Below are 16,377 nucleotides of genomic sequence, written 5' to 3'. Positions count from 1 at the left end.
GATGTTTTCCCGGTAGTGAAATAATCATAAGTACAAATCTATATAGTTTCTCCTCAAGCCCTCTCCTTACAACTGTTTACTGTGGAATGATATATGTGAAAAAGGGAACTTTGTACCGACACCTGTAAGCATCCTCTTACAGGTATCGGCATTATCTGATTTGTCCCCTTGCGGGATAGCATTAACTATTTTCTTCTTTTTCGAGAAGTGCCTTTTTCATAAGGCAAAGATCCATAACGTCCAGCTTGTTGTCCCTGCAGAAGTCAGCCGCATCCCAGCAGTCAAGCTCTGTGCCGGGAACTCCCAGCAGCCATTTCTGTACCAGTACAACATCCGATAAATCGAATGTTCCGTCGGTATTGACATCACCTGCGAAATCGGGGGCCTTAGGCAGGAAACCGGCTGTATCCTGCATATACGATACGATCCATGCAAAGCCTGCATTTATGCTGGCTGAAACAGTATTCACGGACCATGCCGAAGCTGAATCCGCATAGCACCTTTGCGGCACGGTATCCTCACCAAAACCAAGGCCTCGCATATACTTATCCTCAATTGCCGCATCGGGACCGCTTACGAGCAATCCGTCAGGAGCGAGCGGCAGATCTTCTTCGGTATCATTCGACCAGTATCTGCTTGACGGGTTCTTGACGTGATAAGAGCCGTAACCTGTTACAAACGAGTATGACATGGGATTGTTGCCGAAGAGATAGTCCATTCCGTCAGCAATACCATTGAGACGGTGTATATCAAAACTCTGATCAACGGAATACGCAAGCAGCATAAGATCGTTTATGATATCAGCGTTTGAACCGTAGCCGTAGTCTGACAGTTCTGGTAAGTTGTAGCCGGTCTCACGCTGGAATGTGAAAATATTTCCTGTAAGCTCTCCGAGCGAACCCTCCAGCTTTCCGGCCTGATCTTCGGGGAGCAGTTCCTTATTCAGGATCAGTGACATAGAACCGGCTGTATCGCTTTCGCCTGAATTAAAACTGAATGCGTTTTTATGCTGCATCATATTCATCAGATAGAACTCAGCATCTTCTCCACCCATTTGCTTTTCGGTGATGTAAAGCTCACTGGCTGCCCAATAGACTTCATCACTGACATCATAGTCAGCGGCGACCGCTCTTGTCTCGCTCTTGTATTCAGGCTGATAAAACGATTCCGGATTCTGAGCCTCATCCTCCGAAGCATCATAGCGGAACCTGTAGTATGCCTTGAAAGCATCCTTTGCAGCAGTCAGCAGTTCATTTGCATATTCAGCATCATAATCCGCCCAAAGTCTTGCGCCCTGTGCTGCACAGGCAGCAAAATTCAGAGTTGCTGCAAATGTGGGCGGGTCAATGATATAGCAGGAATGATATTCATGCTCATAGTCTTTCGGTCTGGCACTGAACCCTACTCCATGAGCATCGTTATAATACAGACCTGCAAAATCTCCCCATTCCTTCGCATCGGACTGTACTTTCATCTTTGACATGAAGTCAAGTTCATATCTGCATTCATCGAGTATGTCGGGAATGTCATTGCCGCTTTCTGGTACTGAAACGATTCCCGAACCGTCAGCAAACTTATCTCCGCAGTTTTTTGTCTTCAGAGAACGCTCATACATATTCTGGAGGATCCAGACAGCTCTGCCGCCCTCTGTCATATACTTGTCGAAGTCACTGCCTGTAAACCAGCCGCCGCCGGTATCTATCCTCGTTGCAGTGAAGTTTTCGACTTTCTCCGTAGTTGTGGGATACTCACTGCTCCACTTATCCCTGACAAATCCGACAGCTTCATCCCTGTTGAATCTGTGTGCCAGTTCTCTGCTGTCGCCCGAGGTGATATACTTGCTTTCAATATCCAGACCTGAACGGCTCTGGTAAAAATAATTCAGCGCATTTGTAAGCATATCGTTTTCGGTATCACTATAAATATCATACCCTATCCTGAACGGGAACGAACGCCATTCAGTGTCCTTGATACGGATGTAATACTCTCCGATATGGTTGAAATCGGTAAAATCTATCTTACATACGGTATCACCGGAATCGGGATCGGCCGCAGCCTCGCCTGTTGTTCCCGTGAACTCGACATTATTTCCTTTTACATTGACTATCTCGAACTCGTAGCTTCCGCTGAGAGTTATCGGCTTTGCATCCTTGCTGAAAGCTCCCTTGTCATCGCTGAGAACAGCCTTCTTGGAAAGTCCTGTATAGTATCCCAGCTGGTTGACTGAGATGTAGTTATTCTCCAAACCACTGCTGCTTCGTCCTATTATGCCAAGGTCATGATCAGGAGGTATTTCGGATGTTTCCGACATATCCTCAATGGTCATATCATCGAACCACAGTTCATCGCCTTCTTCTGCATTTCCACCGAAGCCCGAAGCGTCGTCAGCATAGCTGAATATCCAGTAAACCTCTTCTTCAATATCCTCAGGAGCTTTGAATATACCTGAGAATTCCTGATACTCGTTCGTAAGCGAAACAGGTTTTCCCCAGCTGCCGCCGTAAGAATAGCCAATATGCATATCATTTGTTTTTCCGTCAAGCTCAAATATTCTTCTGTTGCCGTCGATACTGCCGATATAGGAACACAAAGCCATCCCCTCACGCTTTGCTTTTACTCTGAAGCTGATTTTGTATTCATGTCCCTTACTGAAGGTCAGCCCGCCGTGACGGAACTGAAGCTCCCACTGTCCGTGTTCTTCGCCGTAAGGCTTTATCACAGTGATATGAGCTGCTCCTTCATTTATATCGGCTTCCTGCTTTGCATTTCCTGATTCTGCGGTCGCCCATGGCAAGATCTTGCTTTCAAATTCTGTCTCCCCAAGAAGTTCATATGCTGATGCAGTTATCGGTCCTGCCATCACGCTGTTCATCGGTACAATCATTGCAGCTGCAAGCAGTCCTGCGGTGATCCTCTTAAAATGCTTTTTCATGTCATTCCCCTCCACTATCATGAATAAAGTTTCGTGTACTATATGCTACATTATACGGAAATTTTCGCTTTAAGTCAACAATTTATAGGTAAGCTGTATTGTTCTTGCAGTAAGTTGCATTTTTCAATGGGTAAGTTGCATCCATATATTCCTGCAACAGCCCGATATCAAAGCCGCAAACCAAAAGACTGTCCGCAGACAGGACCTGCTGTGTCGTTCATGCTTCTGGAAGAACTGGTGGGAACAGATAAAATGCAGGAAACAAAGATTGCTATGGGGTTCTGACAGATGTATGCTTTGATAGCAAGAATACCCTATACGGCAACAGTTGCGTTCTTGTTGCTGTTGATAAAGGGAATAATGCTTTTCATAGTTCCGAAAAGCAATCACTGAACACATAGGAGAGAAAAATGAAGTTAGAGAACTTACCGCCTGTATATAAAGCATATAGCGAAGAATACCCTGACCTTACTGTCTGCCGTGTAGTCTTGCAGGAAAAGGATCTTTATCATGTCATACATAAAAACAGAATGATGCAGTGCGGGTCGCTATCGAAAACGGTGAACTTTCAGAGGAACGGCTATCATCTTACGAAAAGCTGAAAATTGAAAACGCTTATTCTGAAGACGCCGAAGGATACTTGGCTACAAAAGAGGAGAAATTCAAAAAGATAGCCAAGTACAATAAAACAAATCATAAAAATTAAGACGAACATAAATCAGAAAAAAGCCGCAGGAATAAACTGCGGTCATTTTTATAACAAAAAAGTCCCCCACAGCCGAAACTGTGAGGACTCATTGTTTTTATTCAGATAAACACATTAACGTGAATATCACGCCAGCTTAGTATTCTGCGCTTTGTGGACTTCGCGTAAAGGTATTCTTTAGCATAGTCCAGATTCAACGTAAAATAGCCAATTTGTGTGTATTTTCGAATTACTTGCTTTCGCTTATTGCAGCCTGTATGGCTGATTATTCAGGTAGGCATTTCTCCTTTTAGTTTTTCCAGCCCGTGCTTACTGCACGCTTAGTCACCATAGAACGGTAGATACCGTTCTTTTGCATAAGACTTACATGTACGCCCGATTCAGCTATCTGTCCGTCCTTGATGACCATGATGTTATCCGCACCGACAATTGTATTAAGTCTGTGTGCAATGACCAACAGCGTTTTACCCTTGCAAAGTTCGGATATTGCCTGCTGGATATAGCTTTCATTGTCAGCGTCAACACTTGCAGTCGCCTCGTCAAGAATAACTATCGGTGAATCCTTCAGGATACACCTTGCAATTGAAAGCCTTTGCGCCTGACCTCCTGAAAGCGAAGCTCCGCCTTCACCTATGACCGTATCAAAGCCGTCCGGCAATTCCATAATAAAGTCATAGCAACGAGCCTTTTTCGCCGCTTTGATGATCTCCTCGCGGCTTGCATCAGGTCTGCCGAGAGCGATATTGTTATAAACAGTATCCTGAAACAGATACACACGCTGGAATACCATACTGATATTGTCCATGAGTACAGCAAGCGGTATTTTCCGTATATCAGTACCTCTCAGCAGTATCTCACCTGACTGGATATCCCAGAATCGTGCCAGCAGACTTGCGATAGTAGATTTGCCGCCGCCCGAAGGTCCGACAAGCGCAGTCATAGTGCCCTTGTCAGCTTTGAACGAAACATTTTTGAGTATGTCTTTTTTATCGTAGGCAAATGTTACATTACGATATTCTATCTCGGGAGCATTGTCATTAGTCAGCATTTGCGTACCGCTGTCATCAAGCTCTTTCTCGGCAAAGAGTGCTTCTATCCTGTCCATGCAGGCACTCATGACCGTCAGTCTGGCTTCCTGATCATAGAAGGTCTTGATTGGCACGAACAGGTCAAAGAGGAACAGCAGCATACCGATGTAGTAATTCAGAGACATATCGCCCTTGAAATACAGAAATGTCGAAATTGCCAGCACCAGCACCGTTCCGACAGCGTAAATCATGTTCACGCCGCGTGCCCATGGTGCGTGTTTCTCCTCAAATTCAAGGTTGACCTTGCAGTTGTGTTCAAAACTGTCTGTCAGTTCCTTTGACTTCTCACCGAGAAGATTATAGGTCTTGATAATTCCGATGCCTTCAGTAAAATCCAGTACCGCTTCGGTTTGTATCTCAGAGGCATCCTGTCTTTTCTTTGAGTGTAAAAGGTCGCTTTTTATCATTCCTCTGCCAAGCAATATCATACAACTCGTAACTGCAAGAGAAGTCAGTCCGAGCCGCCAGTCAAATAGAAACATGAACACTATCATTATCGCCTGAGAGAACAGATAGCTCATAATATCCGCAAGCACCGCCATACAGTTTTCCTCGATGAACACCATATCTGTTGACAGCACTGAGCTTATACGTCCGATATTGCCTTCGGTAAAAAATCCCATAGGCAGGCGGCGCAGATGTTCACCAAGCTTCATGCGCATATCTGCAAATATCATATACCCTGCCGCACTTTGCAGTCTGTCGGCAAGGTACTGCAACATTGCCTGTACTGCCACGCTGCCCATAAGTGCGATAGCCGCATAAATGCAGGCTCTCTTTGTGAGTTCGCCGTCAATGTAAGCTGATACGATCAGAAATGTTGCAATTGCAGGCACCTTCATCAGCATACCTTTAAAAAACGACAGTATCATCGCTCCGTATATCCTGCCCTGATATTTCCCCGAAACGCCGAGGATGCGTCTTATCATGCCTATCATGCTCTCACCTCGTTTCCGATCGTCCAGTTTGCTCTTGCTTCACTGCTGTTCCAGAGTTTCTGATATTCTGCACAGCTTTGCAAGAGCTTTTTGTGTCTGTCTGCGGCGATGATATTACCGTCCTTCATGACGCATATCTTATCCGCATTCACTATCGTCTGCAAACGGTGCGCAATGACAAGAACGGTTTTGCCCTTGATTATCTCGGCAATAGCGGCGTTCATCTTCTCTTCGTTTTCGGGATCAATAAACGCAGTCGCTTCGTCAAGTACGATAACAGGAGCATTTTTCAGTATCGCCCTCGCAAGAGAAATGCGCTGACGTTCACCGCCTGAAAGCATTTTTCCGCCGTCACCTGCCATAGTGTCGATACCTTTCGGCAGACGTTCAAGGAACTCTCCGCACTGTGCTTTTTCAGCAGCTGCTAAGACCTCCTCACGGCTTGCATCAGGCTTGCCGATAAGGATATTTTCATACAGCGTCGTGTTAAACAAAAACTGCTCCTGCGAAACATAGGAGATATTGTCGTTCAGCGCCTCAATACTCATATCCGTGATATCCTGACCGCCGAGCGTGATACTGCCGCCGTTGATATCGTAGTAGTGTACCAGAAGCTTTGCAAGTGTAGACTTTCCGCTGCCCGATTCACCAACCAAAGCAGTGAGCGTTCCCTCGCCTAGTTCAAGAGAAACGCCGTGCAGAACTTCCTGTTCCTTATAGGCAAAGCGAACATCTTCAAACCTGACAATATGCGAATTGCCCGAAAATACGTTGCCATTCGCTTTCAGCGGCGCATTGTCCATAGCCTTTTCTATCTCATCTACCTTGTAATTGAGCTGTGGGAATTTGCCTGCAAAGTTCAGCGCTTTCAGCAACGGAATACCTATGGACAGTGTCAGACAGAACACCAGCACTAAATTAGCAAGCGTTGTTGTTCCGTTGATAACCATAAGCGTTCCCACAGGCAGCATCACCAGTGCCACACACGGTATCAGCGCACTGTAAAGCGCCATCCACGGCCAGCAAATTTTGTACCACTCAAGGGTGAAATCACGGTAGCTTTTGATGTCGTTCTCGTAGCGCTTGTAGGATTCGCCGTCCCGACCGAACACCTTGACAACCTCCATGCCGTTGACATATTCGATTATCGTTGCATTCATTTTCGCAGCAGCAGTATAATAGTCGTTCATTTTTGCCATACCCGATTTGAACATCATGCCCATTGCAAACAGACCGAGCGGAAGTGAGCAAAGCGAAAGCAGCGCCAGCTTCCAGTCTGCAAAAAACATACAAACAATAGCGAATAGCGCCATAGACAAATTTGCGATGCCCTCGGGAATAGCGTGCGCCAGCAATAACTCAACCTGATCGATATCATCAGTGAACAGCTTTTTTATCTTACCATTTCCCATATCCTGAATCGAGCCAAGCGGCTGACGCTCAAGCTTTTTCTGCAAGGAGATACGGAGATTTTTCAGTGTGTTGAATGCTGCGATATGTGAGAATTTAAGTCCCCAAACATATAAGATAGCATAGGCTAACTCACATGCAAAAATTATAGCGATATGGATCGCTAAATAATCTGCCGACAGCATTTCACCATCTATCAGCGGCTTGATGATACTGTACACCATAAAAAACGGTACTGTATAGGCAATCAGAGCGATAAGCATCGTCGCCAGCGCCGCATAGGTGTACCTGATGTAATTTCCCATATAGGGTTTGATTTTAGTAAACATTACTTATTTCCTTTCTTTAACATAATCACATCACTCCAGTTGAAGAAACGACAGACGATTCGACAATGCTCTTCAATCTGTTCCCAAGACATATCATGAACAAACGGTTCGCAAATACAGGTCCAAAACGATGAAAGCAGCACATGAAATTCCTCCCGTGTAACCTCTGCCTGTGCCAACCCACGCTTTTTCGTTTCTGCATAGAACTGCTCATAGGCATAGCTCATTTTGATTACAAAATCATGATTGAAGCTCTCATACCTTGTACCAGCTGACTTGTCGATAAGCAGGACAAAAATCTGACGATGATCATAAAGCAAATTGAACAACGGAAGCATTGAATCGTAGGTCATTTGCCACGATTGATATATCATCTCATCAGAAAGCGCTGAAAAATCAATGTCTGAGCGTTCCTTTAAAAATAGACCAAGCTGTTCTGTTATATCTTCAACGACCGCACAAAACAGGTCTTCCTTACCTTTATAGCGCTTGTAAACTGCCCCCGTGGTGATGCCGGCATTTTCGCATATCGTTTTCAGCTCCGCGTTGAGGTAGCCGTGTTTCATAAATTCTGTCTGCGCACTGGCAAGAAGCCGTGGATCGATACTTCTATCAGGTACTGACATAGCTGTCCTCCTCCCATTGAAATTTGTATTACCGATAACGCAATTATCATATTAGCATATACTAACAAATTTGTCAAGTCCCGCAATTGTGTTTTTTCAAAATAGGCATTATGGCTAAAAAAGAATTCCTATTATATGATACACAGTTGATTTTGTCAAGTATTATTTTGAAGATATACGATTGCCTAACAAGGAGTAACCCATAAAAAATTCAAAGCACAATCATAATTGTTTGTATAGTATAACAAATTTTGATTGGTTCTATTGACATTAAAAGGTCTCTGTGATAATATATACAACGGTGCAAATACAGCAAGGAGCGATAATAAGCTCTTTGCTTATTATTTGATCTTTTAGTTAGTATAATATAACAAAGGAGAATATTAATGAAAAGATTAGTAACTATATCAGCAGTTCTGGCAATGGCGGTATCATTATGTGCCTGCGGCTCTGAAGCAAGCAATACAGATTCTGCTAAAACAGAAACAACAACTGTAGCCGAAAAGCTTTCGCCTGCGGATCAGCTTCTTGAAGATGTAAAGGGAACTTATGACGAGCTGTTCACTGTTATCTGTGATCCTAAATACGATCAGATATGGATAGATAACTGTGAAAAATTCGTAGGCAAGGATATGGCTGAGAGTACAGCAGAAATGCTGAAAAATTCATGCATGGGTAATGTCTATGGCGAAGAAGCTGTAAAGGCTTATACAAACACTGAAAATATTCAGTTCGACTGCTTTTTCATAAACGACGTAAAGCAGTTCGTTTTTAACGGCAGCAATATCTCGGGACTTGATGACAGCGGAAAAAAGGTGTTCGAGCACGAATACAAATTCGTTAAGGACTTTTCTTTCGGCGGCATGATGGACGGTTATCTCTATGAGACCTCTGATAAGGACGCAGGCGAGTTCAGATACTTTCTGATGATGCCAGATACTCCTGCTACAACATATCACATTGAATTCCGTTACGGAAGCGATCTGGACGCTCTAGCAGAGTACAACAAGGGCGCTTACGCATACTGGCTTGCTGCAGGTATACCTGCTGACTGTGATGAAAAGCTCATCACCGATTGTATTGCACTTTTCGCAGAGGAAAATCTTTCAGAAATGGCTGAAAAGGAAAACAGCGATAAGATCGAAATAGGAACAGCTGAGGAGCTCACAGCCTTTGCAAAGAGCGTCTCTGACGGTTCAAAGGACGGATATGCAGGAAAAACAGTTGTACTTACCAATGATATCGACTGTACTGATATTGAATGGACTCCTATCGGAACAATGAACCTTGAGAACATGGAAGATCATTCCTGTATGTTTCAGGGCGTGTTCGACGGTCAGGGACACAAGATATCAAACGTAACATATACAACGGATACTCCTGTTTGCGGCGCTGGCATAATCGGTATGAACCTTGGCGAAGTGAAGAATCTTACTGCCGAAAATATCAACATCCATTGTACTGATACGTATTCAATGGCTGTGGGCGGCGTTGTAGGCTACAATATGGGCGAAATACACGATGTTGTCCTTACAGGTGAAAACGAAATTGCAGGTGTAAATGCTATAGGCGGTATTGCAGGCGGTTCCACAAATCACGTTCATGACTGCAAGGTAGACGGCACTACAGTAAAAGTCCTCGGCAATAATGATTTCTCATCGGGCAGGATAATCCAGTGTGATATTGCAGAGTGCGGTGGCCTTATCATAGGAGGAAGCTTCGGCGGTACTATGGAAAACTGTACAGCAAAGGGAAAGATAGTTGCAGAGGGTAATGAACCTGTAGGACTTGGCGGCGTTGCAGGCTGCCTTGAAATGATGGACAGTGTCAGCGATTGTACAGTTGATGTTGAGATAATCTCAGCGAAGGGCGGTCACGCTATCGGCGGTCTCTGCGGATACAGCGGCACACATTCAAAAGGTGATGTAGCTCTTGCGACTGAGGGTATCGAAACTCATGAATATCCCGGTATTATCAGAAACTGCAAGGTCACAGTGAAAATGAATGTGCCGAATGCAACTCATGTTGGAGGACTTATCGGTACAGGACTTTATTACTACGGGGAAGAAACCGCGTTCAAGATAATCGACTGCTCTGTAAAGGGCGAGATTACAGGCGCTGTAACTCCGGGTGCAGTTGCAGGACGTGCTGAGAACAGCGTTATTGAAAGCTGCGAGTCAAGCGTTACATATGACGGTTCTGAGCTTACAGGTAAAATAGGAAAGACCGATAAGATGTACGAAAGTTCCGATCAGGGAGAGAATGAGGAAGAAAAATCAGCAGCCTGATTAAAGTATTTAAAAAGCTGCAATAATAGGGTATATGATGAGACCGATTGTGAGAGCAGTCGGTCTTATTATAAGAATCGGTACATGATGAAGTTTCACATTAACTAAGTGAGTACTTATCCCCCATGCTTAGTTAATATTAAATGTTAATATTAAATTTAGAATAGCAATAGAAAAAGTCCCCACAGCCGAAACTGTGAGGACTCATTGTTTTTATTCAGATAAACACATTAACGTGAATATCACGCCAGCTTAGTATTCTTCGCTTTGTGGACTTCGCGTAAAGGTATTCTTTAGCATCGTTCAGATTCAACGTAAAATAGCCAATTTGTGTGTATTTCCGAATTACTTCTTTTCGCTTATTGCAGCCTGTGTCGAAACCAGTGAAAAATGAAGCATCAACAGTAATTGTCTGCTATATTTTCCTACACTTTTCCTACAGTTTTAAGATTTTTTCTGCAAAGGCAATAAGCGTCAAATCAGCTTTAGTCCTCGAAAAATAGGTGCAAAACAGGATTCTATTAAAACATGAGAAACTGCCGAAAATCCGTCAGCGTCGGCTTGTGGTCTCGAAGATCGTGAAGCATACAGAATCAAAGGTATAAAACGTGAACCGCCTTATGGCGGTTCAGTTTTTCTATTTACATTGTATCAGTGATATGATATAATTAATACAAAGTTTTTTATTGAAAACTATCTGCATTCATTACATATATACTCTTGGACTGTACGGTCATTGATAACGGATTCATACATTCTCCATCCACCTGCAAGATTATAACATTCATAGCCGTTGCCGCTGAGAATTCGGCAGGCTATATAGCTGCGCAGTCCGCTGTGACAATGAACGTAAACCGGCTTGTCCTTAGTCAGCTTGTCAAGGTTATCGCGCAGATCATCAAGAGGGATATTGATAAATCCGGCTATCATTCCGCGGGCAATTTCAGTCTTTGTACGCACATCAAGAAGAGTAACGCTTCCGTCACGGGGAAGCTTCTCAACATCGTGCCAGAAGAACTGTCTTACCGTACCGTTTATGACGTTCTCGGCAACAAATCCAGCCATATTCACGGGATCCTTTGCACTTCCGAAAGGCGGAGCATAGCAGAGCTCAAGATCTTTCAGATCAGTGACCTCTGCACCGAAACGGATAGCTGTAGCAAGGACGTCCATACGCTTGTCCACACCGTCGAAGCCCACTATCTGAGCACCTATGAGCTTCTTGGTATTCTTATCCCACAGTACTTTCACGGACATATTTGTTGCATTAGGATAATATGAAGCGTGAGAAGCTGAATAAGTGTAGGTCTTGTCATAGTCTATACCCTCGGCAGCTGCCCGCTTCTCATTAAGACCAGTAGTCGCAACTGTCATATCGAACAGCTTCAGCACTGCAGAGCCCTGAGTACCCTTGTACTCAGAAGCTATCCCCGATATATTATCAGCAGCTATTCTTCCCTGTTTGTTTGCAGGACCTGCCAGCGGTATAAATGCAGCTGAGCCTGTTACGAAGTCCTTAACTTCAACAGCATCACCCACAGCATAAATGTCGGGATAGTTTGTCTCCATATGACTGTTGACTATAATACTTCCACGCGAGTTAAGTGCGATACCGCACTCCTTTGCGAGAGAAGTTTCGGGACGAACTCCTACGGACATTATTACCATATCGGCTTCGATACTGCCATTTTGCAGAATGACTTTTTTATCAGTTATCTCCGTGACACCGTTGTTCAGGAACAGCTTTATCCCTTTGCTTCTGATATAGCGGTGGACATCGGCTGCCATATCAGCGTCAAGAGGTGCAATAAGGTGGTCAGCAAGCTCGACTATTGATACTTCAAGGTCTGCTTTTATGAGGTTTTCTGCCATTTCTACGCCGATATATCCGCCGCCCACAACTACGGCTTTTCTCGGCTTTCTGCCGTCGATAAAGCCTTTGATCCTCATAGTATCGGAAATATTTCGCAGAGTGAATACATGAGGCAGTTCAATACCACCGATATTCGGGCGAATTGGTTCAGCTCCCGGGGAGAGTATGAGTTTGTCGAATGTCTCCTCGTATTCTTCACCTGTATCGGCATTACGCACGGTAACTGTATTAGCTTCGGGAGATATTTTCACAGCTTCGCTCTTTACACGCACATCAATATTGAAGCGCTTGCGGAAGCTTTCGGGAGTCTGCAATGTCAGCATATTCTTGTCAGTTATCTCCCCGCCGATAAAATACGGCAGGCCACAGTTGGCAAAGGAGATATAGTCTCCGCGCTCAAGAATGATTATCTCATCATTTTCATTTAAACGTCTCAGTCTTGCGGCTGCGGAAGCTCCGCCTGCAACGCCGCCTACGATAATAGTTTTCATTTTTCTACCTCCGAAAGGAAAAGTTATGTTTGAAGAGATCTATAGTGAATTATTCCCGTTCTGGGACAAAATATCAGCTGATGACCGTAGGTATATCTGCGATAATTCTGCGGTACACCAATACGAAAAAGGAACTAATCTCCACAACGGCAGCGAATGCTCGGGAGTGATATTCGTCCGCAGCGGAAGTCTCCGTGTGTTTATCATGTCAGAGGACGGCAAGGACGTAACACTGTACCGCCTGCATAAGGGCGATATGTGTATGCTGTCAGCTTCCTGCGTTTTACAGTCCATAACCTTTGAAGTTGCCATTGACGCCGAGGAGGACAGCGAATGCTGTATTATCAGCGGTCATGCTTTCAAGCAGGTGTCCGAGCGCAATCCCGAGATAAGGATATTCTCCCTTGAGACAGCCGTTTCACGCTTTTCTGACGTTATGTGGGTAATGCAGCAGATAATGTTCATGAGCCTTGACAAACGCCTTGCCATATTCCTCCACGATGAAGCTCTGCGTATCGGCTCGGATAATATTCAGCTGACACAGGAGCAGATAGCAAAGTACATCGGTTCTGCCCGTGAAGTGGTGTCACGAATGCTGAAATACTTTGCTAATGAGGGTATAGTTGAAGTCTCACGCAAAGGTATCAGGATACTCGACAAAAAGCGTCTGCGCGACTTAGCCCTTTAACATATCGAGAATAGCTGATTTCGGCCGAGCTCCCACTGCATGAGCAGTAACTGCTCCGTTTTTCATAACTGCCAGCATTGGTATGCTTGAAACCCCGAATGCTGCGGCAAGCTCAGGCTGGTCGTCAACATTGACCTTGCCTACTGTAAACTCGCTGTTCTCCTCTGCTATCTCGTCAACAAGAGGAGACACCATTCTGCACGGACCGCACCAGTCTGCGTAGAAGTCCAGAAGAACAGGCTTTTCACTTGCTCTTATCTCTGCGAAATTTTCCTTTGTAACTTTTAAAACTGCCATATTGATACTTCCTTTCTGTTTTATTGTACCTTTATTATATCATAAAAGCGAAGCGTTATGATATAATTGCCCAATATGCATGGAGCAAATCTTTGATTTGCGTATCTGCAAGAGCTTTTAAATCAATTATATTGAATGCTTTTACATTCATTATAATTCATTATTCAGCTTTGGTCTGTGACTTTGTCACGTTCTTAGCCTTGCATATGAGCTGGGTCATTGTTCCCATAGGACAGTAAACACACCATGAGCGCGGCTTGAAGAGCATCATAGTCACAAAGCCAAGTATGGTAGATGTGAGCATTATGCTGTAAAATCCGAATGCGAACTGTGCCACACCGTCTGAGAACAGAGTCCCGTGATAAGCCCAGTGCCACGGTACTTTGAATGTCCACAGCAGCTTGATTTTCTGCCCGAGAGGACGCTGACCTGCGAATACAAGATAGGTATTCCAGAGCATTATGAAAAACATGGTAAAGAAGAATATGAGAAATCCGTAGCGGAAGTACTTGGACTTCATCCATTTCGGCATATCCTTTTTCCGTGACAGTCCGAAATGTCCGCCAAGCATGGAGAAGAGCTGCCCTCGGCCGCAGAATTTGTTGCAGTATGCCTTGTTTCCCCAGCCTATAGAAATAACAAGCGGTACAATGAAGCATATCATTCCCAGCCATGCAAAGAGGATATTCACAAATCCGAGGATAAGATAAGTAAGCGAGAATATCCACAGGTGATCGTACCATTTTTTCTTAGCTTTCATTGTCTCTCTCCTCCAGTATGATAATACTTGCAGGACACTCCTTGGCACATTTTCCGCAGCCTACGCACATCGTTTCATCAATGACTGCATTTATGCCGTGAGGTACACTTACAGCTCCCTTTGGGCAGACCTTTACACAGCAGCCGCAGGCTACGCACTGACTTTTATCAATTACAGCTTTTCGTTTCATGTCATCGCCTCCTGAGTATATTATATACTCTTTGTGTTTTTTGTTCTGTGACAAAGTCACATTAGCTGATCATAAACCAAAAAATGTTTTACAAGCAATAAAAATTCAAAGTTATACGAAAAATCTCCGACCATATGGTCGGAGATTTTATTTTTTTCAAATGCGATAATATCTGTTATTTAATTGCTTCTTTTGTTAGTCCTGCAGCAAACAGAGCAATCATCAAAATATAACAGCCAAGTCTGAACCATATAAGATACTGTGGTATCTCTTTCCGCATTCTTTTTGCAAGTGCTCCCGAAATAAGCATGATAAAAAGAACGGGAGACAGTGTGCTTACCAGTGAAAACACTGCACCGAGTATGGCTGCCCTGTAAGCCAACGAAACATACCCTGTCTGGAAATGTATTTTTCAAGGCTGAGATAATTTTATCTGTTAAAGAAGCTGTATCAATCATATCTTATCTCCTGAACAATATGTATTTCTTAATATTATTTGAATGTAAAAAAAGCCCTGACAGCCGAAACTGTCAGGACTTTTTTGCAGGAAGCTGTCAATGACCTTTATGCTTTTCCCTGCGCTTTTGCTGTTTAAGCTCAAACTGACGCTGCTTTTCGGCTTCACGCTGCTCTTTTGTGATCTGCTTGCGTTCGGTTTTCATTTGCTCCTGCATAAGCTTCAGCACCTGCTGAGACTTAGTGCCGACACCTGCGGTACTGAGCTGCTTTCGTGCATTGCGCTGCCGCCGTTTGGGATTGTCAGCAGTCTGCTTTGTTTTTGCCTTGACAGCAGGACTGAACTTCAACTTGTAGTAATGCCTTAGCACATAATCCCAGACTTCGCTCTCCTTGGGCTCTGCTCCGAATGTGACCTTAGCCGCTGAGAGTTTCCCCTTTTCAGAGCGTTCAAAAACTCCCACCCAAAAAGGCTCATCGAAAAATACCGTCAGCATACCGTTCGTTTTGTCCATATCTTTCCCTCCTGAAAATAGTTATGGACAAAGAACGGACAACCCGGAGGGGCAGGTTACTTACCCTGTATTCACAGGACGGCCGGGCTACCTACCGGCTCTGGCATACCCGAAGGTACACGTTGCGTTTTTATCTTTGTCATCTGATCGCACTTCTGTGCTGTATATATCATAACATATCTGCTCGGCTTGGTCAAGATTGCAGGTTGACGGAATTTCACCTTTCGGTTATAATAAAAATTAGCATAAACATAGCATTAGAATTACATGACGGCAGATTCAGGAGATACGCTGTAAATGGCGTAATATCGCAGATGTTACTATTCGTGTCATGGGTGTGACGAGGCGGTTCTTTACTTTTTTCAGTCCACGTGTTACCATAATATCAGCCGAAAGGCAATCATCTGAAAGGAACAGGTAATTATGAAAAAGAACGGAAAGAACATATTGATCACAGGCATGATAATGCTTATACTGTTTGCAGTCTGGACTGTACTGATACAGACGGTTGATGTTCAGGCAGTGGGACAGAACGGAACCGACATCGGTTTTGCAGGTCTGAACGTGTGGTTCCATAAAATGACAGGCGTTCATATGTGGGTGTATACTGTCACCGACTGGCTTGGACTTGTGCCGATCTTTATCTGTATGATATTCGGAGTTGTCGGTCTTGTCCAGCTTATAAAGCGGAGAAGTCTTCTTAAAGTTGATAAGGATATTATCCTGCTTGGTATTTACTATATCCTTGTGATATTCGGTTATCTCATATTTGAGATGATACCTGTAAACT

General features: G+C 44.1%; 14 protein-coding genes and 1 pseudogene. 5 read left to right on the top strand and 10 right to left on the bottom strand.

Annotated features, from left to right (window positions below; genetic code table 11):
* Positions 1–181: 181 nt before the first annotated feature.
* On the bottom strand, positions 182–2,932 hold the full coding sequence (locus tag BUB28_RS09990) for a glycoside hydrolase family 9 protein (protein WP_072951117.1): 2,751 nt from the start codon (positions 2,930–2,932) through the stop codon (positions 182–184).
* A 126-nt stretch (positions 2,933–3,058) separates the two neighbouring features.
* Between BUB28_RS09990 and BUB28_RS17275 the strand changes: the two genes are divergently transcribed.
* Both BUB28_RS17275 and BUB28_RS09985 read left to right on the top strand, forming a co-directional pair.
* Entirely contained in the window at positions 3,059–3,217 is a 159-nt protein-coding gene (locus BUB28_RS17275; RefSeq protein WP_207647100.1) for a hypothetical protein, read from the top strand.
* A gap of 125 nt (positions 3,218–3,342) precedes the next feature.
* Positions 3,343–3,534: a hypothetical protein gene (locus tag BUB28_RS09985; RefSeq protein WP_072951116.1), complete on the top strand. Its 192-nt coding sequence runs from the start codon at positions 3,343–3,345 to the stop codon at positions 3,532–3,534.
* 393 nt (positions 3,535–3,927) lie between these two features.
* Here the strand turns inward: BUB28_RS09985 and BUB28_RS09980 are convergent, their stop codons facing one another.
* The 3 genes from BUB28_RS09980 to BUB28_RS09970 are packed head-to-tail and all read right to left on the bottom strand — an operon-like array spanning position 3,928 to position 8,029.
* The gene (locus BUB28_RS09980; protein ID WP_072951112.1) at positions 3,928–5,664 is read right to left on the bottom strand and encodes an ABC transporter ATP-binding protein; all 1,737 of its coding nucleotides are present in this window, start codon (positions 5,662–5,664) and stop codon (positions 3,928–3,930) included.
* Positions 5,661–7,403: an ABC transporter ATP-binding protein gene (locus tag BUB28_RS09975; protein WP_072951111.1), complete on the bottom strand. Its 1,743-nt coding sequence runs from the start codon at positions 7,401–7,403 to the stop codon at positions 5,661–5,663. The genes BUB28_RS09980 and BUB28_RS09975 overlap by 4 nt, the downstream gene beginning before the upstream one ends.
* Complete coding sequence (locus BUB28_RS09970; RefSeq protein ID WP_072951110.1) at positions 7,403–8,029, bottom strand: TetR/AcrR family transcriptional regulator; 627 nt, start codon at positions 8,027–8,029, stop codon at positions 7,403–7,405. Before BUB28_RS09970 ends, BUB28_RS09975 begins: the two co-directional genes overlap by 1 nt.
* 386 nt (positions 8,030–8,415) lie before the next feature.
* Here BUB28_RS09970 and BUB28_RS09965 point away from each other — a divergent pair, with 386 nt between their 5' ends.
* The gene (locus tag BUB28_RS09965) at positions 8,416–10,317 is read left to right on the top strand and encodes a GLUG motif-containing protein (protein WP_072951108.1); all 1,902 of its coding nucleotides are present in this window, start codon (positions 8,416–8,418) and stop codon (positions 10,315–10,317) included.
* Positions 10,318–11,010: 693 nt separating this feature from the next.
* On the opposite strand, the gene BUB28_RS09960 is transcribed toward BUB28_RS09965, so the two are convergent.
* A complete protein-coding gene (locus BUB28_RS09960) occupies positions 11,011–12,681 on the bottom strand; it encodes an FAD-dependent oxidoreductase (protein ID WP_072951101.1) in 1,671 nt (556 codons plus the stop codon).
* A gap of 25 nt (positions 12,682–12,706) precedes the next feature.
* On the opposite strand from BUB28_RS09960, the gene BUB28_RS09955 reads away from it, so the two are divergent.
* Positions 12,707–13,369: a Crp/Fnr family transcriptional regulator gene (locus tag BUB28_RS09955; protein WP_072951100.1), complete on the top strand. Its 663-nt coding sequence runs from the start codon at positions 12,707–12,709 to the stop codon at positions 13,367–13,369.
* On the opposite strand, the gene trxA is transcribed toward BUB28_RS09955, so the two are convergent.
* The 5 genes from trxA to BUB28_RS09930 form a co-directional block, all read right to left on the bottom strand.
* On the bottom strand, positions 13,358–13,666 hold the full coding sequence (trxA, locus tag BUB28_RS09950; protein ID WP_072951098.1) for a thioredoxin: 309 nt from the start codon (positions 13,664–13,666) through the stop codon (positions 13,358–13,360). The two genes, BUB28_RS09955 and trxA, sit on opposite strands and share 12 nt — an antisense overlap.
* A gap of 160 nt (positions 13,667–13,826) precedes the next feature.
* Positions 13,827–14,426, bottom strand: a complete 600-nt coding sequence (locus BUB28_RS09945; protein WP_072951096.1) for a 4Fe-4S binding protein — start codon at positions 14,424–14,426, stop codon at positions 13,827–13,829.
* The gene (locus BUB28_RS09940; protein WP_072951094.1) at positions 14,416–14,616 is read right to left on the bottom strand and encodes a 4Fe-4S binding protein; all 201 of its coding nucleotides are present in this window, start codon (positions 14,614–14,616) and stop codon (positions 14,416–14,418) included. The genes BUB28_RS09945 and BUB28_RS09940 overlap by 11 nt, the downstream gene beginning before the upstream one ends.
* A gap of 175 nt (positions 14,617–14,791) precedes the next feature.
* A complete protein-coding gene (locus tag BUB28_RS09935) occupies positions 14,792–14,998 on the bottom strand; it encodes a hypothetical protein (RefSeq protein ID WP_072951089.1) in 207 nt (68 codons plus the stop codon).
* A 172-nt stretch (positions 14,999–15,170) separates the two neighbouring features.
* Positions 15,171–15,587: a YjdF family protein gene (locus BUB28_RS09930; protein ID WP_072951088.1), complete on the bottom strand. Its 417-nt coding sequence runs from the start codon at positions 15,585–15,587 to the stop codon at positions 15,171–15,173.
* A gap of 423 nt (positions 15,588–16,010) precedes the next feature.
* Here BUB28_RS09930 and BUB28_RS09925 point away from each other — a divergent pair.
* Positions 16,011–16,377: pseudogene (locus tag BUB28_RS09925) on the top strand (phosphatase PAP2 family protein); the annotation flags it as partial.

The organism is Ruminococcus flavefaciens, assembly GCF_900143025.1.
GTDB lineage: Bacteria > Bacillota > Clostridia > Oscillospirales > Ruminococcaceae > Ruminococcus > Ruminococcus flavefaciens_I.
This window is presented reverse-complemented; position numbering and strand designations above follow the sequence as displayed.